General features: G+C 62.6%; 18 protein-coding genes and 1 tRNA gene. 7 read left to right on the top strand and 12 right to left on the bottom strand.

Annotated features, from left to right (window positions below):
- Positions 1-123 precede the first annotated feature (123 nt).
- Both BLU35_RS12115 and BLU35_RS12110 read left to right on the top strand, forming a co-directional pair.
- Positions 124-1,122, top strand: coding sequence for a DUF1254 domain-containing protein (locus BLU35_RS12115; protein ID WP_286161504.1), 999 nt, complete (start codon positions 124-126; stop codon positions 1,120-1,122).
- Between the two features lie 39 nt (positions 1,123-1,161).
- A complete protein-coding gene (locus BLU35_RS12110; RefSeq protein ID WP_093233161.1) occupies positions 1,162-1,968 on the top strand; it encodes an alpha/beta fold hydrolase in 807 nt (268 codons plus the stop codon).
- A gap of 78 nt (positions 1,969-2,046) precedes the next feature.
- Here the strand turns inward: BLU35_RS12110 and metH are convergent, their stop codons facing one another.
- The 4 genes from metH to BLU35_RS12090 form a co-directional block, all read right to left on the bottom strand.
- The gene (gene metH, locus BLU35_RS12105) at positions 2,047-5,817 is read right to left on the bottom strand and encodes a methionine synthase (RefSeq protein ID WP_093233160.1); all 3,771 of its coding nucleotides are present in this window, start codon (positions 5,815-5,817) and stop codon (positions 2,047-2,049) included.
- A gap of 164 nt (positions 5,818-5,981) precedes the next feature.
- Entirely contained in the window at positions 5,982-7,142 is a 1,161-nt protein-coding gene (locus BLU35_RS12100) for an AGE family epimerase/isomerase (RefSeq protein ID WP_093233159.1), read from the bottom strand.
- Between the two features lie 3 nt (positions 7,143-7,145).
- Positions 7,146-7,640, bottom strand: a complete 495-nt coding sequence (locus BLU35_RS12095) for a heme-degrading domain-containing protein (RefSeq protein ID WP_093233158.1) — start codon at positions 7,638-7,640, stop codon at positions 7,146-7,148.
- 4 nt (positions 7,641-7,644) lie between these two features.
- Entirely contained in the window at positions 7,645-8,541 is an 897-nt protein-coding gene (locus tag BLU35_RS12090) for an ROK family protein (RefSeq protein WP_093233157.1), read from the bottom strand.
- A gap of 252 nt (positions 8,542-8,793) precedes the next feature.
- Here BLU35_RS12090 and BLU35_RS12085 point away from each other — a divergent pair.
- Positions 8,794-8,870: transfer RNA gene (locus BLU35_RS12085), tRNA-Arg, on the top strand.
- An 84-nt stretch (positions 8,871-8,954) separates the two neighbouring features.
- Positions 8,955-9,455 (top strand): GNAT family N-acetyltransferase, encoded by a 501-nt coding sequence (locus BLU35_RS12080; protein WP_093233156.1) that lies wholly within the window; start codon positions 8,955-8,957, stop codon positions 9,453-9,455.
- Here the strand turns inward: BLU35_RS12080 and BLU35_RS12075 are convergent.
- A complete protein-coding gene (locus BLU35_RS12075) occupies positions 9,452-10,372 on the bottom strand; it encodes a LysR family transcriptional regulator (RefSeq protein WP_286161502.1) in 921 nt (306 codons plus the stop codon). The genes BLU35_RS12080 and BLU35_RS12075 overlap by 4 nt on opposite strands.
- Positions 10,373-10,468: 96 nt before the next feature.
- Here BLU35_RS12075 and BLU35_RS12070 point away from each other — a divergent pair, with 96 nt between their 5' ends.
- Positions 10,469-11,191 (top strand): SDR family NAD(P)-dependent oxidoreductase, encoded by a 723-nt coding sequence (locus BLU35_RS12070; RefSeq protein ID WP_093233154.1) that lies wholly within the window; start codon positions 10,469-10,471, stop codon positions 11,189-11,191.
- On the top strand, positions 11,185-11,673 hold the full coding sequence (locus BLU35_RS12065; RefSeq protein WP_093233153.1) for a RidA family protein: 489 nt from the start codon (positions 11,185-11,187) through the stop codon (positions 11,671-11,673). Before BLU35_RS12070 ends, BLU35_RS12065 begins: the two co-directional genes overlap by 7 nt.
- A gap of 185 nt (positions 11,674-11,858) precedes the next feature.
- Here BLU35_RS12065 and BLU35_RS12060 read toward each other — a convergent pair whose 3' ends face one another.
- From BLU35_RS12060 to BLU35_RS12045, 4 genes are all read right to left on the bottom strand, one after another.
- On the bottom strand, positions 11,859-12,821 hold the full coding sequence (locus tag BLU35_RS12060; protein WP_176907218.1) for a phosphatase PAP2 family protein: 963 nt from the start codon (positions 12,819-12,821) through the stop codon (positions 11,859-11,861).
- A 160-nt stretch (positions 12,822-12,981) separates the two neighbouring features.
- The gene (locus BLU35_RS12055) at positions 12,982-13,350 is read right to left on the bottom strand and encodes a VOC family protein (protein WP_058321766.1); all 369 of its coding nucleotides are present in this window, start codon (positions 13,348-13,350) and stop codon (positions 12,982-12,984) included.
- Positions 13,351-13,485: 135 nt separating this feature from the next.
- Entirely contained in the window at positions 13,486-13,647 is a 162-nt protein-coding gene (locus BLU35_RS12050; protein WP_089044368.1) for a Thivi_2564 family membrane protein, read from the bottom strand.
- Positions 13,648-13,780: 133 nt separating this feature from the next.
- Positions 13,781-14,503: an META domain-containing protein gene (locus BLU35_RS12045; protein WP_093233151.1), complete on the bottom strand. Its 723-nt coding sequence runs from the start codon at positions 14,501-14,503 to the stop codon at positions 13,781-13,783.
- Between the two features lie 210 nt (positions 14,504-14,713).
- Here BLU35_RS12045 and dxr point away from each other — a divergent pair, with 210 nt between their 5' ends.
- Positions 14,714-15,889 carry a 1-deoxy-D-xylulose-5-phosphate reductoisomerase gene (gene dxr, locus BLU35_RS12040; protein WP_093233181.1) on the top strand — a complete coding sequence of 392 codons (1,176 nt, stop codon included), beginning with the start codon at positions 14,714-14,716 and terminating at the stop codon, positions 15,887-15,889.
- A 126-nt stretch (positions 15,890-16,015) separates the two neighbouring features.
- Here the strand turns inward: dxr and hemA are convergent, their stop codons facing one another.
- The 3 genes from hemA to BLU35_RS12025 all read right to left on the bottom strand — a co-directional run bounded on the left by hemA (position 16,016) and on the right by BLU35_RS12025 (position 20,719).
- Entirely contained in the window at positions 16,016-17,230 is a 1,215-nt protein-coding gene (hemA, locus tag BLU35_RS12035; protein WP_176907216.1) for a 5-aminolevulinate synthase, read from the bottom strand.
- 330 nt (positions 17,231-17,560) lie between these two features.
- A complete protein-coding gene (locus tag BLU35_RS12030) occupies positions 17,561-18,358 on the bottom strand; it encodes an FAD binding domain-containing protein (protein WP_093233149.1) in 798 nt (265 codons plus the stop codon).
- A 15-nt stretch (positions 18,359-18,373) separates the two neighbouring features.
- Positions 18,374-20,719, bottom strand: a complete 2,346-nt coding sequence (locus tag BLU35_RS12025) for a xanthine dehydrogenase family protein molybdopterin-binding subunit (RefSeq protein WP_093233148.1) — start codon at positions 20,717-20,719, stop codon at positions 18,374-18,376.
- Between the last annotated feature and the right edge of the window lie 70 nt (positions 20,720-20,789).

Raw genomic sequence — 20,789 nt, 5'->3', positions numbered from 1 at the left:
GGCACGATTTTGGGCTACCATCGGATGGAGTTTGCCACGCTAGGTGACGAAGCGAGCACCGCCGATGCAGCGCGGCAACTGACTGAGAAGGATCCGAGCATGATGTATTGTCGTTCGCTCTTCATGGCCGGCGCACTGGTGATGGCCGTCGCCACACAATCAACCGCCGCCGACCCCGTCACGGTCGGCGTCGACAACTTCGTCCGCGCCGAGAGCGACATGTATGCGGCCAGCATGGTCAAGGACGGCGCCTTCGGCAAATTCCTGCACCGCCGCGAACCGGCTTCGATCGACAACCAGACCGTCATTCGCCTCAACCGCGACACGCTCTATTCGTCGGCCGTGTTCGATCTCGATGCCGGGCCGGTTACCATCACCATGCCGGACGCGGGAAAACGCTTCATGTCGCTGCAGGTGATCAACGAGGATCACTACGTGCCCGAGGTCGTCTACGGCGCCGGCGAGACGACGCTGACGAAGGAAAAGGTCGGCACGCGCTACGTCGTCGTCGGCATCCGCACGCTCGTCGATCCGGCCGACCCGAAGGACATCGCCGAGGTTCACACCCTGCAGGACGCGATCAAGGCCAGCCAGCAAAAGGAAGGCAAGTTCGAGGTCCCGGCCTGGGATCCGGCCAGCCAGAAGAAGGTGCGCGAGGCGCTGCTCGCACTCGGCGCCACCATGCCGGACTTCAAGAAGGCCTTCGGCACCAGGCAAGAGGTTGATCCGATCCGCCACCTGATCGGCACGGCCACCGGTTGGGGCGGCAATCCGGACAAGGATGCGACCTATCTCAACATCACGCCCACTAAGAATGACGGCAAGACGATCTACAAGCTTGACGTCAAGGACGTGCCGGTCGATGCCTTCTGGTCGGTCAGCGTCTACGATGCGCAAGGCTTCTACGAGAAGAACCGGTATGATGCCTATACCATCAACAACATCACCGCAAAGAAGGGCGACGATGGCAGCGTTGCGATCCAGTTCGGCGGCTGCGACGGCAAAATCCCCAACTGCCTGCCTGTGGTCGACGGATGGAACTATACCGTGCGGCTCTACCGGCCCCGGAAGGAGATCCTCGACGGTTCCTGGCGCTTTCCCGAGCCGCAACCGGTGAACTAGGCTCTCCGCGTCGCGAATCAGGGATGGGAGACCGGGCGTATGGCATTCCAGGACGACGACCTCGCCGCGTTCGCCGAGCATGGCGCAAGGCGCCTGCCCGCCGCGGAGGTCGGGGATCACATCGGGCACAATGGCGCGCGTATCTGGTATGCGACCTATGGAACGGGCAGGCCGGTGATCCTGCTGCATGGCGGCCTCGGCCATAGCGGCAACTGGGGCTTTCAGGTCCCGACGCTGCTTGAGGCCGGGCACCGCGTCATCCTGATCGACAGCCGTGGCCACGGCCGCAGCACCCGCGACACCAGGCCCTACACCTATGAGCTGATGGCGTCGGACGTGCTCGCCGTTATGGACAGGCTCGAGCTTCAAAAAGCAGCCTTTGCCGGCTGGAGCGACGGCGCCTGCATTGCGCTCGTCCTCGCCTCGATGGAACCGGAGCGTGCCGCCGGCGTCTTCTTCTTCGCCTGCAACATGGACCCGAGCGGAACCATGGAAATCGAGCCGAGCCCGGTGCTCGACCGATGCTTCGGCCGCCATTCGAGCGACTACAGACAGCTGTCGGCAACGCCGGATGATTTCGGCGCCTTCGTCGATGCCGTCAGCGAGATGCAGAAGACTGAGCCGAACTACACCGCTGAAGAACTCGGCCGGATCCGCGTACCGGTCGCGATCGTCCAGAGCGAAAACGACGAGTTCATCAAGCGCGAGCACGCCGACTATCTGGCGCGCAGCATTCCCGGCGCCAAATTCATCCTGCTCCCCGACGTCAGCCACTTCGCCCCGCTGCAGCGGCCAGAGCGCTTCAACGTCGCGCTCATCGGCTTTCTGGCAAGCCTTCCCGACTGACTGCATGCCCCGGGTGCGACGGCCTCCGTGCGAATGGACGGGCCAAGACCGGCCCGTCTGCCTGCCGTTCGAACGAGATTACTCGGCCGCCTCACTCTCCGGCATCGGCACGTAGTTGAGGATCGGCGACAGCCAGCGCTCGACCTCGCGCACCGGCATGCGCTTGCGTGTCGCGTAATCCTCGATCTGGTCGCGCTCCACCTTGGCGACACCGAAGTAATAGGCCTCGGGGTGGCCGATATAGAGGCCTGACACTGACGAACCCGGCCACATCGCATAACTCTCGGTGAGGCTGACGCCAATCGCAGCTTCCGCATCGAGCAGCCGGAAGAGCGTCGCCTTTTCCGTATGGTCGGGCTGCGCCGGATAGCCCGGCGCCGGACGGATGCCGGCATAGGGCTCGCCGATCAGATCCTGCGGCGTGAAAACCTCGTCGGCCGCATAGCCCCAGAGCTCCTTGCGCACATATTCATGCATGCGCTCGGCGAAGGCTTCGGCAAAGCGGTCGGCCAGCGCCTTGACCAGGATCGAGGAATAGTCGTCGTTGGCGCGTTCGAAACGCTCGGCAATCGCAACCTCCTCGATGCCGGCGGTGACGACAAAGCCACCAACATAGTCATTGGAGCTGCTGTCGGCAGGGGCGACGAAGTCGGAAAGGGCCACATTCGGGCGACCGTCGCGCTTCGTCAGCTGTTGGCGCAGCGTGAAGAAGGTCGCAAGCTCAGACGACCGGTCTTCTCCAGTGAAGAGCCGGATGTCGTCGCCGACCGTGCCGGCCGGCCAGAAGCCGACCACCGCCTTCGGCGCAAACCACTTCTCCTCGATGATCTGCGCAAGCATCGACTGGGCGTCGTCGAACAGTTGCCGGGCGGCGGCACCTTGCGCCTCGTCCTCCAGGATCCTCGGATAAACGCCCTTCAGTTCCCAAGTCTGGAAGAACGGGGTCCAGTCGATGTAGCGGGCAAGCTCCGCCAGATCCCAGCTCTCGAAGACCCGCGTGCCGAGGAAGGACGGCGCCTTCGCCTGATAGGCAGACCAGTCGACCTTGTGCTGGTTGGCGCGCGCCTGCGACAGCGGCAGCCGACGCTTTTCCACTTCGTTGCGGGCATGCGCCTCGGCAACCTTGCGGTATTCCGCCCGGACGGTCTCCATATAGTTGCCCCGCGCCTCCGGCGACAGCAGGCTCGAAACGACGCCGACGGCACGGCTGGCATCGGTGACGTAGACAGTCTGGCCACGATCGTAGCGCGGATTGATCTTGACCGCCGTATGGACGCGGCTGGTCGTCGCGCCGCCGATCAAAAGCGGAATGTCGAAGCCTTCGCGCTCGAGTTCGGAGGCGACATGCACCATTTCGTCGAGCGACGGGGTGATGAGCCCCGAAAGGCCGATGATATCGACCTTCCGCTCGCGCGCTATGTCGAGGATCTTCGCCGACGGCACCATGACGCCAAGATCGATGATCTCGTAATTGTTGCAGGCTAGCACGACGCCGACGATGTTCTTGCCGATGTCGTGCACGTCGCCCTTGACCGTCGCCATCAGGATCTTGCCGGCGCTTTCGCGCGCCTCGCCGCCATTGGCAAGCTTCTCCGCCTCCATGTGCGGCAGCAGCACGGCGACCGCCTGCTTCATGACGCGCGCGGATTTCACCACCTGCGGCAGGAACATCTTGCCGGAACCGAAGAGGTCGCCGACGACATTCATGCCGGCCATCAGCGGGCCTTCAATGACGTGCAGCGGCCGCGCGGCGGTTAGCCGGGCCTCTTCGGTGTCGATCTCGATATACTCGGTGATGCCGTTGACCAGCGCGTGCTCAAGACGTTTTTCGATCGACCATTCACGCCAGGAGAGATCCTTCTCGCGCGCCTGTGAGCCGCCCTGGCCGCGATAACGCTCGGCGATTTCAAGCATGCGCTCGGTCGAATCGGCGCGGCGGTTGAGCACCACGTCCTCGCAGGCCTCGCGCAGCTCCGGATCGATTGCATCGTAAACGGCAAGCTGGCCGGCATTGACGATGCCCATGTCCATGCCCGCCTGGATGGCGTGATAGAGGAAAACGGCATGCATCGCCTCCCGCACCGGCTCGTTACCGCGGAAGGAGAAGGAAAGGTTGGAGACACCGCCGGAGATATGCACATGCGGCAGCGCGGCGATGATCTCGCGCGTCGCCTCGATGAAGTCGACGCCGTAATTGTTGTGTTCCTCGATCCCGGTCGCCACGGCAAAAATGTTCGGGTCGAAGATGATGTCCTCTGGGGGGAAACCGGCCTCTTCCGTCAAGAGCTTGTAGGCGCGGCTGCAAATCTCGACCTTGCGCGCCATGGTATCGGCCTGACCGACCTCGTCGAAGGCCATGATGACGACGGCGGCGCCATAGGCGCGGCAGAGTTTCGCGTGGTGCAGGAAAGCCTCTTCGCCTTCCTTCATGGAAATGGAATTGACCAGCGGCTTGCCCTGAACGCATTTCAGGCCCGCCTCGATCACTTCCCATTTCGACGAGTCGATCATCACGGGAACGCGGGCGATATCCGGCTCGGAGGCGACGAGGTTCAAGAACTCGATCATCGCCTGCTTCGAATCGATCAGGCCCTCGTCCATGTTGATGTCGATGATCTGCGCGCCGTTCGCCACCTGGTCCCGCGCGACATCGAGTGCGGCCGAATAGTCGCCGGCGGTGATCAGTTTGCGGAACTTGGCCGAGCCGGTGACGTTGGTGCGCTCGCCGACATTGACGAAGGGAATGTCCGAGGTGAGCGTGAACGGTTCCAGGCCAGAGAGCCGCATCAGCGGTTCGACCTTGGGGATCTCGCGCGGCGGATGCTTGGCAACCGCTCTCGCGATCGCGCTGATATGAGCCGGCGTCGAGCCGCAGCAGCCGCCGACGATGTTGAGGAGGCCATCGCGCGCGAAGGCCTCCACTTGGGCGGCCATCTGCTCGGGTGTTTCGTCATATTGGCCGAACTCGTTCGGCAGGCCGGCGTTCGGATAGGCGCAGACGAAGGTGTCGGCAACGCACGAGAGTTCGTCGATATGGGCGCGCATGGCATTGGCACCGAGCGCGCAGTTGAGCCCGATGGTGAACGGATCGGCATGGCGAACGGAATGCCAGAAGGCGGTCGGCGTCTGGCCGGAAAGCGTGCGGCCCGAAAGGTCGGTGATCGTGCCTGAGATCATCACAGGCAGCTCGATGCCCTTTTCGGCGAAGACTTCCTTGGTGGCGAAGATCGCGGCCTTGGCGTTCAGCGTATCGAAGATCGTCTCGATCAGGATGATGTCGGCGCCGCCGTCGATCAGGCCTCGAATTTGTTCGGCATAGGCGATGCGCAGATCGTCGAAGGTGACGGCACGGTAGCCGGGGTTGTTGACGTCGGGCGAAATCGATGCCGTGCGGTTCGTCGGCCCGAGCGCACCGGCGACGAAGCGCCGGCGGCCATCCACGGCCTCGGCACGCTTGGCGGCACGACGCGCCAGCCGGGCACCGTCACGGTTGAGCTCATAGACCATGTCCTCCATGCCGTAGTCGGCCTGGGCGATTCGCGTCGAGGAGAAGGTATTGGTCTCGAGGATGTCCGCGCCGGCGATCGCATAGGCGTAGTGAATGTCCTCGATCGCCTTCGGCTGGGTCAGCGTCAGAAGATCGTTGTTACCCTGCTGATGACAGGCACAGCCACCGAACCGGTCGCCGCGAAAATGCTGCTCGATGAAGCCGAGCTGCTGGATTTCCGTGCCCATCGCCCCATCCATGATCAGGATGCGTTCACGCGCCGCTTGGGTGAGCGCCTCTTTGATCTCGGAGCCGTCGGGCTTGGAGGAAACGTCACCGAAAAGGGCGCCGATGGCGGACATGGGAAATCTCCCGTTCTGAAAACGACAAACAATAAGCAAGTCAATCACATAAAGATATCTTTATGTCAACATATGATCCAATCACATTTGGCCGTCGGGGCAAAGAAAATGGCCCGCCGCGATCGCGACGGGCCATCAAGAAAGGACCTGCTCCGGACTGGCAATCAGAGCCGCGCGAGGCAATCCTCGGTTTCGTAGATGGCGCAGAGGATGTGATAGAAGCTGCTGGCCGGTGCAGGCTCGTCAACGAAGCTGCCATCGGCCTTCTGCTTGTCGCGCCAGAGACCCGCGACTGGCGTCTCCAGGAAAGTCTGAAGCGCTGCCGCCGCCCGCGCAGCCGAAGCGAGATAACGCTCCCGCTCGGCGCCGCCGGTCAGCGCCGCGAAACGAACCGCGGCCTTTAGCCACTCGGTCTGCGGCCAGAGCCGCGCGATCGGGTCGGCCACCGAGAGATCGTCGAGAAGCGTCATGATCGCAACATTGCGGTTCGCACAGATGCCGTGCGCTTCGCCGATATCGAAGAGCCGCCGCGCTTTCACGATCGCCTCGGCGCTGCCGCGGCGCTCTGCCCAGCGCAATAGCAGCCAGGCCCATTCGAAGAGATGACCGGGCTCGACGATGCGGCCCTTCTCGCCGGCAATCGGCGCCCAGTCGTGATCGAAGAACTCACGCAGGACGCCGGTCTCAGCGTCGATGAAATGATCCATCGCCAGATCCGCAATCTCGTCCGCAAGATTGGCCCAGGCGACCTGATCGAAGCCCTCGACCGCCTCGCTGGCGAGGCAGGCCTCGAAGAGATGCATATGCGGGTTGGAACAAAGCGGCAGCCGTGGGGGATTGTCTTCCTCGAAACCGGCAACGGGATGCTTGACGTGCGCCTCGATCCGAGACCGAAGGTCGTTGCTGCGTTCGATCATTTCGGCCTTCCGTGCCGGCACGACCTCAGCGAGATAGGCGAAGGCGAGCAGCGCGAAGGCCTGATTGTAGAGATCGAAGGACGGATCGAGCAAATTGCCGTCGGCATCGGCGAGCGCGCCGTAGAAACCGCTCGGCTGCTTGAAGACGCGATCGAAATAGGCAAGCCCGCCTTCGGCGGCACCGCGCCAATCGCCGGCCCAGCCGCGCCAGCCGGCCTCCGAGAAGCAATAGACCTGTCGTGGCTGAACGCGCGCACGCCTGTTGGCGCGCGTCGGTTCACCCGCCATATCGATCGTCTCGACGAAGCCGCCAACCGCATCGACACCCTTGTCGCGCCAGAGCGGCAGGGCCTTGTCGGCCAGCCATTGCGAAAGAGCCTGGGACTGAGAGAAAATATCGCCTAACAACTCTCAGCCCTCAAGCTTCAACGCGTCATGATCCTTGCCGAGCAAGGACGAAAGCGCTTCGACGACCATGTTGTGGTCCTCGCGCTGCGGCAGGCCGGAAACCGTGACCGCACCGATGCAGCCGGTGCCTTTGACGACGATCGGGAAGCTGCCGCCATGCGCGGCGTAATCGGCATCGGCAAGCCCGAGTTTCGCCTGCAGGTTCGTCTGCGCCTTGGCGAGCTCGCGGCCGGTGGCATAGCTGCTCTTGAACAACCGGAAAACCGTGTTGCGCTTGCGGCGCACCCAGTTCGGATTGTCGGGCGTCGCCCCTTCGAGCGCGGCGTAGAACACCGGCATCGAAAACAGCGTGATATCGATGACCACGCCGAGCTTGCGCTCGACCGCCATCTTGCGCAGCAGCGCGCCGAGCTCCCAGGCCATTTCGAGATCGAAGCGCTCGAACTGCAATTCCTGTTCCTGCCGCGCGATGCGGCCCAAGTCCTTGTCGATATTCATGGGTTCAGTCCTTCCAGAGCCAGGCCGCACCGCGCACACCGGAACTGTCGCCATGCAGGGCCTTGCTGATGGGGGTTTCGAAGGTGTCGCCGAAGAGATAGTTGACCACCCGCGGCGGCACGTCGTCATAGATCTCGTCGACATTCGACATGCCACCGCCGAGCACGTAGACATCGGGGTCGACGATGTTGGTGAGCAGCGCCAGGCTGCGCGCTAGCCGGTCGACAAAGCGCTCGTAGACGCCCGTTGCAACCGGGTCGCCCGCCCGCTTTGCCTCGATGATGTCGCGCCCGCGCTTTTCGACACCTGTCGTCAGGCGATAGTCGAGTTCGACGCCGGTACCGCATGCATACATATCGAGGCAGCCGTGTTTGCCGCACCAGCACTTGTGGCCGGGATACTCATCCTTCGTCATCCAGGGCAACGGATAATGGCCGATCTCGGCGGCAACGCCCTGGTAGCCGGCATGCACCTTCTTGTCGATCGCGAGGCCCCCGCCATGGCCGGTGCCGACGATGACGCCGAAAACCACATGGGCTTGCCTGCCGGCACCGTCGACCGCTTCCGAAACCGCCAGGCAGTTGGCGTCGTTGGCGAGCCGCACCGCACGGCCGAGCGCCGCCTCCAGGTCACGCCCGAGCGGCTTGCCATTGATCAGCACCGCATTGGAGTTGCGCACGATGCCGGTGCGCGGATTTGGGCTGCCGGGAATGCCGATGCCGATCGAGCCCGTTTCGCCCGCCGTCTGCTCGGCGGCGGCAACGAGATCGAGAACGGCACGGATGCAATCGTCGTAGCCGCTGGTCGGGGTCGCGACGCGATGTCGGGCGCGCGTTTCGCCATCGCGGCCAAGCGCGATGACTTCCATTTTCGTGCCGCCCCAATCTATTCCGATGAACATATGTGGATCAGGTCTCTGAAGAAGGTATCAAGGGGAGCGCCTGCCTCCTCAAGCCGACGCTTGCCTTGCTTAGCATTCGAAAGACCTGCAAGACCAGCCCCCGTTTCGTAATCGATTTCAACCCGAGGGGACCCCGGCGACGCGCCGCCCTTTTCAGGATAGCCGAAGCTCGGCACGGCCTGCATTTCCGCCGGCACCCATGCAAAAACACTTGGCGAAGAGGCCTTGCTTTTGTATGGGTGCTATCCAAGTGGTCCCGTAGCTCAGCAGGATAGAGCATCAGATTCCTAATCTGGGGGTCGCGCGTTCGAATCGCGCCGGGATCACCATTTCTCCCAATTTCTTACCGGATTTGGACGCGGCACCTGTCGCGGCATCTCCGTGGAGAGCAGCCGGCAAATTTGGGGACGTCGATGGTTCGATTGCTCGTAACCTATATGGAGATGCAAGAGCGGCCAGCCGGGGAAGCGCCTCCATCTCCGGTCGAGGGTGCGCGGGTCCTGCCCGAGTTGCCCGATGCCGCCACGTTCCTATCGCTCTACCGCGCCGTCGGCGATCCGTTGCGCTGGGATCAGCGCCTGCGCATGAGCGCAGCCGATCCCGACGGTTTTCTTCGCAGCGAATCGACTGGCCTCTACATCCTGCGGGTGGACGAGCGAGCGGTCGGGCTCTGCGAATTCGACCGCGTCGGGACACCCGACATCGAGCTCACCCATTTCGGCTTGGTCCCCGAGGCGTACGGCAGGAAGCTCGGACCGTTCCTGCTCGACAGCGCGCTGCGCGCTGTCTGGAGCGGCGGACCGAACCGCATCTGGCTGCACACGGACGAATGGGATCACCCAAAGGCGCAGGACACCTATCGCCGCGCCGGCTTCAGCGTTTTCGCGCAGAAGCTCGAAGAGGTCGATGGCTAGCGAAGCGGCTGCCATGCCGGGCCGCGCCAGGCTCTCAACGCCTGCAAGAAGACCTGAAGTCTCGACGGCAAAAACCGCCGCGTCGGATAGACCGCATGCACAAAGACATCCGGCGCCGACCATCCGGGAAGCACGCGCACGAGCTTGCCGCTCCCAAGCAGGCTGTCGCAGAAGATCGGCGGAAGCCGGCCGATGCCATGGCCGCGCTCGGTGATGGCGCTGGCCGACTGGATATCGTGGACCGAGACGGCTCCGGTCACGTGAAGCCTGATCGATTCGTCCCCGTTGACGAGATGCCATTCGGTTTCGTTGCTCCGGGCATTGACCAGCACACAACGGTGGTCGCGCAGATCTTCCGGCACGGAAGGCATGCCGTGTTCGTGCACGTATTCGGGAGCAGCCACGAGGAAGTGGGTGCTCCTGCCGATGCGCTGTGCGACGAGCGACGAATCGCGCAATTCGCCAAATCGGACCGCCACGTCGATGTTTTCGGCAACGAGATCCATGAACATGTTTGTGACCAGCAGGTCGACCTCGATCTCGGGGTATTTCTTCAGGAAACCAGACAGGAAATCAAAGAACGGCGGCTGCCCGAGAGTCATGGGGACTGTGATGCGCAAAAGCCCTTCGGGTTTTCTTTGCGCTTCGCTCAGGACCCGTTCCGCGTCGTGAAGCTGCTTCAGCGGTTCGCTGCACTCCGCGTAGTAAGCGCGCCCCTGAAGCGTGAGGTTCAGTTTGCGCGTCGTCCGCTGCAACAGAGTGACGCCCAGTTGCTCCTCAAGGGCCGTCACTTTGCGGCTAACCGTTGAAACCGGCATGCCGAGCGCGCGCGCCGCCCGGCTGAAACTCTCGAATTGCGCAACGGCAGCGAAGACCGCGATATCGTTCAGATCGACCATGGCAACGATTTTTTGCACTGATGGAAAAGTAATTCCAGATAATTTCATCTAATCGTGCAATCGCACCTCGACCATATTGATCCCACGAACGCAATCCAACCGTGGAGAGATCAAATGACCAACGAGGTCGCCATCATCACCGGCGCGTCCCAGGGTATCGGCGCGGGCCTTACAAACGCCTTCCTCGCTCAGGGCTACAGTGTCGTCGCAACCTCGCGAAGCGTCAGCCAGTCCCGGGACATCGTCGAATCGGACCGGCTGGCCCGCGTCGACGGCGATATCGCCGATCCGGCCACGGCGAAACGCGTGGTCGAAACCGCGATCGACCGGTTTGGCTCGATCGACGCGCTCGTCAACAATGCCGGCATCTTCTTCACCAAGCGCTTCGTCGACTACACCGCTGAGGACTACCGCCAGCTGAGCGCGACGAATATCGAAGGCTTCCTCCACACGACCCAACTGGTCGTCAGGCAGATGCTGGCGCAGAAGAGAGGCGGCAGCATCGTCAGCATCACGACGCCGCTGGCCGATCGCCCGATCGCGGGCATGAACGCCTCGGTCGCGATGCTGACCAAGGGCGGCATCAATGCGATCTCGAAGAATATCGCCATGGAATACGCAAGGGACGGAATTCGCGTCAACGTCGTTGCCCCCGGCGTCGTCGACACCCCGCTCCACAAGGACAACCCGAAGGATTTCCTCAACACGCTCTCGCCGATGCACAGCATTTCCAGCGTCGATGAGATCGTGGATGCCGTCCTGTTCCTGACCAGGGCGCCGCGCGTCACCGGGGAGGTGCTGAACGTCGACGGCGGCGCGCATTTGGGCAAATGGTAAGCCGCGGGCAAGCGACCGCCGCTGGCGCAGAACAGCGGCTGAATGAACTCGGCATCGCGCTGCCTCCTCCACCGACACCGTTCGGCAACTATGTCGAAGGGGTCAGGATCGGCAAGCTGCTCTATCTGAGCGGCATGCTGCCGGTCATCGACCGCAAGCCGCAGGTCGTCGGCCGACTTGGGGTCGAATTAACGGTCGATGAGGGACGTCGCGCGGCGGAAATCGCTACCCTGAGTGCATTGTCGGCAATCAAGGCTGAGCTCGGTTCGCTCGACAAGGTCGCTGCCATCGCCAAGCTCGGCGTCTACATCGCAACATCAGGCGATTTCCGCGACCACCCCGCGGTCGCCGATGGCGCATCCGACCTGCTGGCCGATGTCTTCGGTCCCGAGCTTCTCTCGGGCCGTATCGTCCTCGGCGTCGCCAGTCTTCCGCTGGGATTGCCGGTAGAAACCGAGCTTCTGGCCGAAGTGGCAGATTGAGAGCATCGGTCGGCGGCGATCCACGCCGCCGACTTTCGGGACGGAAGTCAGGTCGTCATTTGCCTGTCACGAACAGAAGCTATTGAACAGTCACACCTTCTTGATGACCACGGATGAACTGGCGTCGATCGAAGGTGATGAGGAAGGTCGGGTTTTGCCCCGGCCTTTTTTGTTTCGGCCATTGCCTACAGTGTCGTCGCAGCCTGCTCTGGCCGGTACCGTTCCCGTCCCATTCCCATGACCGCTCGAACCACCAGGATTGAAACCACAGCGACCATTGCGCCGGCGATCACATCACTCAAATGATGTCCACCTTCCGGCAGGGTACCGATGATCATCACTGCGTTCAAAACAGCGATCGGGCCGGCGGCCCAGCGGACGCTGCGCAGGGAATAGACAACCATGATCCCAAGGGCCGTGTGGTAGGAGGGGAAAGTCACAAGGCCTTGCGCGTTCGCAACAAACAGGTTGAAATTGTCCCCCGACCTCAGCCTCAGCAGTTCGGAGTAGTGCCACATCCCGGCTTGTGCCGTAAACGCGTCGAAGGTTTCGGGCGGCGGATCGAAATAGGCATAGGCGCCCGCGGCCGGAAACATCGCCATCAACAGGCCGGTAAACACCGAGGAAACCGCAAGCAGCGCGACGAACTCCAAGGCTTTGTCCGCTCGCCGAGCCGCACTGTACAAGAGAAACAGCGCAATCACCTGAGGCGTCAGGCTGTGATAGGCGATTACCAATGCCCATGCGACCGGCGGAGACCCGTTCGTCGTCGCCAGAAACGAACGCCAATCGAAGCCTAGCGCCGCGTCGAGTGCGGCCAATTTGCCATCGACCAGGGGAACCTGGGTTGCCGAGGCCAAATACATGAAGATGGCGCTGACGAAGCCGAGTGGTAGAAAGATCGTGGAAACCGCGACCAGCACAATCAGGCGGTCCGCAGCCCATCGCATCGCACCGGCCGCCCACGAACTTTCATCGCGCAGGCGGTAGAGAACAAGCCTGCCGATCAGATAGGCAGCCAAAGCGGCCGACGCCGCCTTCGCAAGGTGAGCAAAGTTTCGCGGATCAAGGCTGATTGTTGAAAACGGCAGCCACACAACATCAATCGCCGCGAACAAGACAGTCACGGCAACGATGATCGAAACCAAACGACGATTAGCCCCCATATCGACATAGAACCATTCTTTGCCAGTACCGGCAATACTTGGTTCAACTCGAGCAAGGGCCGCGTCACTGCTTTCCCGAACAGGGATCAACCACCTGCAGGCTTAGGCAAAATCGGCCCGGAATCACAGCGTTCGCAGCACTTCAATCATCCGGCCGGCAGACGCGCAGGCGATGGCCATCCGGGTCGAGTGCGACGAAGGTGCGGCCGAAGACGGCCGTTTTCAGCTCCTGCTCGATCGTAAGCCCCCGCTCCCGCCAAGCGGTATAGAGCCGCTCGACCTCGGCATCGTCCTTCACCATGAAGGCGATTTCCGAGCGATGGCCCGTGCCGGAGGACATGAAATCCTTCGCCGCCGTGGACCAGAGACTGAAGGTCAGGCCGTTTTCCAGTTCGAAGGCGACATAGCTTGGAAAGGCGGCGGCGGGCTCGCGATCGAGCAGGTCGGTGTAGAAGCGTGCGCTCGCCAGCGGGTCTTCGACATAAAGCAGGATGAGGTTTGGTGACAGCATGGTCGGGTCTCCCGTTTCGACAACGCGACCCTGGGCATAATGACTGTCAGCTTCCGTCAGCATGGACCGACGGCGCAGAAAAACCGCAGGTACATCGGAGCCGGCGGCTTTCACATTGGTTGGGAACGAGGCGCGTCAGAAGACGGCCAAGTATTTCAACAGAGAGATGATGCCGATGATGATGACGATGATCTGGACGATCTGTTTGGCGCGCGCGTCGAGCGGCAGCCGCTGGACGAGATAAAGCACCAACACGATGACAAGGAACGTAATCAGGATTCCGATAAGCAGCCCCATGGATCAACTCCCTTTTCACAACGACAGCGCGATAGCGCCGGGATTGTAACTATGGAGCGAGGGTAAAAGTTCCGATTCTCCCGGAAACTTCTTTAGCCGGGTTGGTTGGAGAAGTTGCGGGGCAGCCTCCGCGTCAAGGCGCAGGCTTGCAGGCGATGCCCTGGTCCTGTTCGCCCTTCGTCGCGTCGAAAAGCGTCGCTTCGTCACCCTTGGTCCACCAGATATACTGGCCGCCGGCATATTTGGCGCCCGAAGCGGCAACCACATTGGCGGCGACGACGAAGGTATCGTCGATCGTGAAAGTCACCAATGAAACCGGGCCGGCATTGATGTACTCCGCTTCGACGGGCTTGCCGCCGCAGTCATAGCGCACCGATCGCCGATCCACCGCACCGGCTCCCGGAGCACGGAACGTCACGTCGATCCCTTCGGAACCCACCGTCATCGACGCCAGTTTGATCGCGGTCCTGCCCTCCGCCTTGTTGAGCACGAGTTTCGATCCCTCGACTGCCCAGGAGAGTTCGCTGCCAAGCGCCTCCAGGAATTTCTGTTCCTGGGTCATCGCCGCCGGCACGCACATCTTGCGTGTCGATGCGGCCGGGCCGAAGGTGATCTTCGTGCCCGACAGACTGAAGGTGCCGGTGAAATGGTTGCAGCCGGCCATGCCGCCGTAAGTGCCGTCCTCGCGGATTTCCAGCGTCGATTGCAGATCGTCGATGACGCCGCCGCCGCCGATATCTTCGGCAAGCCAGGTACCGACGAGCTGCGGCGGAACGTTTTCGGCTGCAACCGGCTGCATCGAGGCCATCTCGATGGTCACGCAGGCGCAGGAAACGGCGGTAATGATCTTCAGCATCGCGAACTCCTTCGGGCTCCGACTCAAAGCAGTCCGATTCTTAGCCCGTGGACGACACGGATTGAAGACCGCGCCCTTGTTGCCGGCGGAATTCGCCTGTAGAGCCTAGCAAACAACATAAAAAACTCGGATCGATCTCGCGAAGATCACGTGTCCGCAGCGCAGGCTGCGCCGGGCATCCCGTCCGAAAAGAAGAACATGGGTATTGGCATGGCATCCCGCGACAGTGCGAAGCGCCGACTGACGATCCTCGGATCAACCGGTTCGATCGGCACCAACACGCTCGACGTCATCGAGCGCCTTGGCGGTCGCGAGCGCTTCGACGTCGTCGCCGTCACCGGCAACGGCAACATCCCCCTGCTCGCAGAACAGGCCGTGAAGGTTGGCGCAGAACTCGCCGTCACCGCCAACGAAAACCAATTCGAAAACCTGAAGGCAGCCCTTGCCGGCACCGGCATTGCCGTCGCCGCCGGCAGGAGCGGTCTGATCGAGGCAGCCGAACGCGACGCCGACTGGGTAATGGCGGCGATCGTCGGCAATGCCGGTCTTGCCCCGACGCTGGCAGCCGCCCGCCGCGGCGCCGACATCGCGCTTGCCAACAAGGAGTGCCTGGTTTCCGCCGGAAGCCTGTTCATCGACGCGGTGAAGACGGGTGGCGGCCGGCTGCTGCCTGTCGACAGCGAGCACAATGCCATCTTCCAGGTGCTGGACGAGCACCAGCGCCACGCGGTCGAGCGCATCATCCTGACGGCTTCGGGTGGCCCCTTCCGCACCAAGTCGCTCGAGGAGATGCGGCATGTAACCGCCGATGTCGCTCGCGCCCATCCCAACTGGTCGATGGGCCTGAAGATCTCGATCGACAGCGCCTCCATGTTCAACAAGGCGCTGGAGATGATCGAGGCGAAACACCTCTTTGCCCTCAAGCCGGAGCAGGTCGAGGTGATCGTGCATCCGCAGTCGGTGATCCATTCGATGGTCGGCTACACGGATGGCTCGGTGCTGGCGCAGCTCGGCTGCCCGGACATGCGCACCGCCATCGGCTACGCGCTCTCCTATCCGAGCCGCTGCAGCCTGCCGATCGAGCGGCTCGATTTCGCCAAGCTGTCGCGCCTCGATTTCGAAGCGCCGGACGAAGTGCGCTTCCCGGCAATCCGTTTGGCGCGCCGCGCCATGGTCGAGGGCGGCGTGCAGGGGGCCGTGCTCAACGGCGCCAAGGAAACGGCGCTCGACGCCTTCATCGCCGGACGAACCGGCTTTCTCGCCATGGCCGAGATCGTCGAAAAGGTCATGGACAAGCTCGCCGACCTGCCGGCGGCCGCAACCATGGGCGATGTTTTCGCCGCCGACGAAAAAGCCCGGCAACTGGCGGCCGGGCTGCTTCAATAACTGGTCTGGTCGGGCATCCCGCCCCTCATCCGCCTGCCGGCACCTTCTCCCCGCCTGCGGGGAGAGAGTTAATCCTCGGGTTAAACCCGAGGAGAGGGGCAGATTCGCCGAAAGATAGGCTTGGGCTTACGCGACGGCGCGCGCGAGCGCACAGCGCGACCACAGCGAATGCAGCGCGTTGACGAGATGGTCGATATCGGCATCCGAATGCAGCGGCGTCGGGGTGATGCGCAGGCGCTCGGTCTTCTTGGGCACCGTCGGATAGTTGATCGGCTGCACATAGACGCCGAAATTGTCGAGCAGCAGGTCGGAGATCCACTTGCACTTGGCAGCGTCGCCAACCATGACCGGCACGATATGGCTCGGGTTCGGCATATGCGGAATGCCGCGCTGGTCGAGCAGCGAACGCAGACGACGGACGCGCTCCTGGTGTGCGAAGCGTTCGACCTGGCTTTCCTTCAGGTGGCGGATCGAGGCGAGCGCACCGGCGGCAAGCGTTGGCGGCAGCGCCGTGGTGAAGATGAAGCCGGAGGCAAACGAGCGGATGAAGTCGCAGAGCGCCGCAGAACCGGTGATATAGCCACCCATGACGCCGAAGGCCTTGCCGAGCGTGCCTTCGATCACCGTCAGGCGATGCATCAGGCCTTCGCGCTCGGCAATACCGCCACCGCGCGGACCGTACATGCCGACGGCATGCACTTCGTCGAGATAGGTCATGGCGCCGTACTTGTCGGCGAGGTCGCAGAATTCCTTGATCGGCGCGATGTCGCCGTCCATCGAATAAACCGACTCAAACGCGATGATCTTCGGCGCGCGCGGATCGGCGGCGGCGAGCTTGGCTTCGAGGTCAGCGACCGAATTGTGCTTGAAGATGACGCGTTCGCACTTGGAGTGACGGATCCCCTCGATCATCGAAGCGTGATTCCCGGCGTCCGAGAAGACGATGACGCCAGGAATCTTCGAACAGAGCGTCCCGAGTGCGGCCCAGTTGGACACGTAGCCCGAGGTGAACAGCAGCGCCGATTCCTTGTCGTGCAGGTCCGCGAGCTCGCGCTCAAGCAGGACGTGGTAATGGTTGGTACCGGAGATGTTGCGGGTGCCGCCGGCGCCGGCGCCGCATTCGTCGATGGCGCGCTTCATCGCCTCGGTGACGATGGAATGCTGGCCCATGCCGAGATAGTCGTTCGAACACCAGACGGTGACTTCCTGAACGCCCGCAGCCGTGTGGCGCGCTGCCTTCGGGAAGTTGCCGCGATGACGGGCGAGGTCTGCGAAAACCCGGTAGCGGCCTTCCTGATGCAGCCCGTCCAGCTCGTTCTTAAAGAAATTCTCGAAATCCATCATTTTCTCCAGTGCCCGGTCGCTTTTCTTCAATCAAAGCGACCTGGGGTCAACCTCGGAATGCTCGGCATCTGCCAACTGCGGCAAAAGGCCCCTGAAGCGCTGCGTGTCCAATGAATGCATCCGGAATGATCTAGCATTTTCGGACCGAAGCATCTTCGCTGCTTTCACTGAAACCGTTTCAACCTGGAGAGCCCTAGTTTTGAAACATTCCAAAGAAAGCCTTAGCGCATGTTCATCTCTTCAAGCTTGATCGAAGTCAAGCAAGGATGAAAAAAGGGCGGCCGAAGCCGCCCCCTTTTTTTGCTGTTTGGCGATACCCCATGCCGGTCAAGCCGCTGCCACGGCGCGCTTGGCCATGACCTTCACCAGATTGGCGCGGTAGGCCGCGTCGGCGTGAATGTCGGAGAGCAGCTCCGAGGCATCGACGCTGACATTGCTGAGCGCGTCCGGCGACCAGTTGGCAACCAGCGCCGCCTCCATATCGCCATGCCGGAACACCCCGTTCGCTCCCGCTCCGGTAACGGCCACCCGGACGTCGCCATTGTCCCGTCGCGCGACGAACACACCGGTCATCGCGTAGCGCGACGCCGGATTGGCGAACTTCTGATAGGCAGCCTTCGCAGGCGCATCGAAGGTAATGGCGGTGACGATCTCGCTGTCCTCCAGCGCCGTTTCGAACAGGCCGGTGAAGAAATCATCTGCCGCAATCTCGCGCTTGTTGGTCACGATCGTCGCACCGAGCGCCAGCATCGCCGCCGGATAATCGGCCGCTGGGTCGTTGTTGGCGATGGAGCCGCCGATCGTGCCCATGTGCCGCACATGCGGGTCGCCGATATGGCTGGCAAGGCTGCAGATCGCCGGACAGACGGCTTTGAGCGCCGCCGACGACGCCACGTCATAATGTGTCGTGGCGGCGCCGATCCGCACTGACCGGCCGGAAACCGTGATGCCTTGCATCTCGGCGATATGCCGGAGGTCAATGAGATCGCTCGGTGCCGCCAGCCGCTGCTTCATCGTCGGGATCAGCGTCATGCCGCCGGAGACATACTTGCCTTCGCCGGCCGCTTCCATTCGGCTGACGGCATCCTGAACCGAGGACGCCCGGTGATATTGAGTCTCGTACATGCGGTGTCCTCCCGTTCACTTGGCCGCGTGCGCCGCCGCCCACACCTTCTGCGGTGTTGCCGGCATGGTGAGCGCGTTGTTGCCGATGGCATCCGTAATGGCGTTGATCAGCGCCGGCGGCGAGCCGATCGCGCCCGCCTCACCGCAACCCTTGATCCCCAAGGGATTGTTCGGGCAGGGCGTGTTCGAGGTCGAGACCTGGAACGACGGCAGATCGTCGGCACGCGGCATGGCGTAGTCCATGTAGCTTGCCGTCAGCAGCTGGCCGGAGGGGTCGTAATGCACCCCTTCGAGCAGCGCCTGGCCGATGCCCTGGGCAATGCCGCCATGCACCTGCCCCTCGACGATCATCGGGTTGATGATGTTGCCGAAGTCGTCGGCGGCAACGAACTGCACGATCTTCGTTCGCCCCGTGTCGGGATCGACCTCCACCTCGCAGATGTAGCAACCGGCCGGGAAGGTGAAGTTGGCCGGATCGTAGAAGGCGCCCTCCTTCAGGCCCGGCTCCATGCCCGCGGGCAGGTTATGGGCGGTGTAGGCGGCAAGTGCCATCTGGAACCAGGGCACCGCCTTGTCGGTGCCGGCAACCTTCAGTTCGCCGTTCTCAATCACGATGTCGCTTTCGTCCGCTTCCATCAGATGCGCGGCGATCTTCTTTGCCTTGGCCTCCACCTTGTCGAGCGCCTTGACGACCGCCGACATGCCGACCGCGCCGGAGCGCGAGCCGTAGGTGCCCATGCCCATCTGCACCTTGTCGGTATCGCCATGCACGATGTTGACGCTGTCAATCGGAACGCCGAAGCGGTCGGCGACGAGCTGGGCAAAGGTGGTCTCGTGGCCCTGGCCGTGGCTGTGCGAGCCGGTCAGCACTTCGATCGTGCCGACCGCATTGACCCGCACCTCGGCCGATTCCCACAGACCGACGCCGGCCCCGAGGGAGCCCACCGCCGCCGACGGCGCGATGCCGCAGGCCTCGATGTAGCAACTCATGCCGATGCCGCGCTTCATGCCGCGGCGATCGGCTTCCGCCTTGCGGGCGGCAAAGCCGTTCCAGTCGGCCGCCTGCATCGCTGCGTTCAGCGACGCTTCGTAGTCGCCCGCGTCATAGTTCATTATCACGGGCGTCTGGTGCGGGAAGGAGCGGATGAAGTTGACCCGCCTCAGTTCCGCCGGTGAGACCCCGAGTTCGCGCGCCGCCGTCTCCATGGTGCGTTCGAGCAGATAGGTCGCCTCCGGCCGCCCGGCGCCGCGATAGGCATCCACCGGTGCGGTGTTGGTGTAGACCGTGCGCACATTCGCGTGGATCGCCGGGATGTCGTACTGGCCGGAAAGCAGCGTCGCATAGAGATAGGTCGGCACCGCCGAGGAGAAGAGCGACATATAGGCGCCGAGATTGGCGATCGTGTCGACCTTCAGCCCGATGATGCGATTGTTCGCATCGAAGGCCATCTTCACCGTCGACACGTGGTCGCGGCCATGCGCATCGGTCAGGAACGCCTCGGTCCGATCCGATGTCCATTTGACCGGCACGCCGGTACGCTTCGAAGCCCAGAGACAGACGATCTCCTCCGGATAGATATAGATCTTCGAGCCGAAGCCACCGCCGACATCGGGCGCGATCACCCTGAGCTTGTTTTCCGGAGCGACATTATAAAACGCGCTCATCACCAGCCGCGCCACATGCGGGTTCTGGCTGGTGGTGTAGCAGGTATAGTGGTCGTCGCCGACGTCATAGATGCCAAGTGCGGCCCGCGGCTCCATCGGATTGGGCGAGAGCCGGTTGTTATGAATCGTGACCTCGGTGACATGCGCAGCCGTTGAGATCGCCTTGTCAGTCTCCGATTCGTCGCCGATCTGCCAGTCGAAGATCAGGTTACCGGGCGCTTCCGGATGAAGCTGTGGCTGTCCCGCCTCAAGCGCTTTCGACGCATCGATCACGACGGGAAGCTCCTGGTAGTCGACGACGACGGCCTCTGCCGCGTCACGCGCCTCGGCCACGCTATCGGCAACCACGATCGCCACGGCGTCACCGACATAGCGCACAGTCTCATGCGCGAGCGGCCGCCAGGCGCCCATCTTCATCGGCGTTCCATCCTTGGAGTGGATCATCCAGCCGCAGATCAGGTTGCCGATGCCATCGGCGAGAACCTGCTTGCCGTCGAGCACGTCGATGACTCCAGGCATGCCCTTGGCCGCAGACGCATCCACCTTCAGAATCTTCGCGTGCGCATGCGGGCTGCGCACGAACACCGCATATTTCATGCCCGGCACGGACATGTCGTCCGTATAGCGGCCCTTTCCGGTCAGGAACCGCTTGTCTTCCTTGCGCGCCACCCGCGCGCCAATGCCTTCAACGCCCATTGCCTATCTCCTCCCGAGATATCCAGCGACAGTCCTTCGATGACATGCCTTCGGGGCGAGGTCCCGCCCC

Source organism: Sinorhizobium sp. NFACC03 (assembly GCF_900103435.1).
In the GTDB taxonomy this organism is placed as follows: domain Bacteria; phylum Pseudomonadota; class Alphaproteobacteria; order Rhizobiales; family Rhizobiaceae; genus Ensifer.
The sequence above is the reverse complement of the archived record's forward strand: the minus strand, read 5'-3'. Positions and strand labels throughout refer to the sequence as shown.

What these genes read in the sequence shown, in the direction of transcription:
- BLU35_RS12115 (WP_286161504.1), top strand. Translation starts at nt 124, where the DNA reads ATGGCCGGCGCACTGGTGATGGCCGTCGCCACACAATCAACCGCCGCC.
- BLU35_RS12110 (WP_093233161.1), top strand. Translation starts at nt 1,162, where the DNA reads ATGGCATTCCAGGACGACGACCTCGCCGCGTTCGCCGAGCATGGCGCA.
- metH (WP_093233160.1), bottom strand. Translation starts at nt 5,817, where the DNA reads ATGTCCGCCATCGGCGCCCTTTTCGGTGACGTTTCCTCCAAGCCCGAC.
- BLU35_RS12095 (WP_093233158.1), bottom strand. Translation starts at nt 7,640, where the DNA reads ATGAATATCGACAAGGACTTGGGCCGCATCGCGCGGCAGGAACAGGAA.
- BLU35_RS12090 (WP_093233157.1), bottom strand. Translation starts at nt 8,541, where the DNA reads ATGTTCATCGGAATAGATTGGGGCGGCACGAAAATGGAAGTCATCGCG.
- BLU35_RS12080 (WP_093233156.1), top strand. Translation starts at nt 8,955, where the DNA reads ATGGTTCGATTGCTCGTAACCTATATGGAGATGCAAGAGCGGCCAGCC.
- BLU35_RS12070 (WP_093233154.1), top strand. Translation starts at nt 10,469, where the DNA reads ATGACCAACGAGGTCGCCATCATCACCGGCGCGTCCCAGGGTATCGGC.
- BLU35_RS12065 (WP_093233153.1), top strand. Translation starts at nt 11,185, where the DNA reads ATGGTAAGCCGCGGGCAAGCGACCGCCGCTGGCGCAGAACAGCGGCTG.
- BLU35_RS12055 (WP_058321766.1), bottom strand. Translation starts at nt 13,350, where the DNA reads ATGCTGTCACCAAACCTCATCCTGCTTTATGTCGAAGACCCGCTGGCG.
- BLU35_RS12050 (WP_089044368.1), bottom strand. Translation starts at nt 13,647, where the DNA reads ATGGGGCTGCTTATCGGAATCCTGATTACGTTCCTTGTCATCGTGTTG.
- BLU35_RS12045 (WP_093233151.1), bottom strand. Translation starts at nt 14,503, where the DNA reads ATGCTGAAGATCATTACCGCCGTTTCCTGCGCCTGCGTGACCATCGAG.
- dxr (WP_093233181.1), top strand. Translation starts at nt 14,714, where the DNA reads ATGGCATCCCGCGACAGTGCGAAGCGCCGACTGACGATCCTCGGATCA.
- hemA (WP_176907216.1), bottom strand. Translation starts at nt 17,230, where the DNA reads ATGGATTTCGAGAATTTCTTTAAGAACGAGCTGGACGGGCTGCATCAG.
- BLU35_RS12030 (WP_093233149.1), bottom strand. Translation starts at nt 18,358, where the DNA reads ATGTACGAGACTCAATATCACCGGGCGTCCTCGGTTCAGGATGCCGTC.
- BLU35_RS12025 (WP_093233148.1), bottom strand. Translation starts at nt 20,719, where the DNA reads ATGGGCGTTGAAGGCATTGGCGCGCGGGTGGCGCGCAAGGAAGACAAG.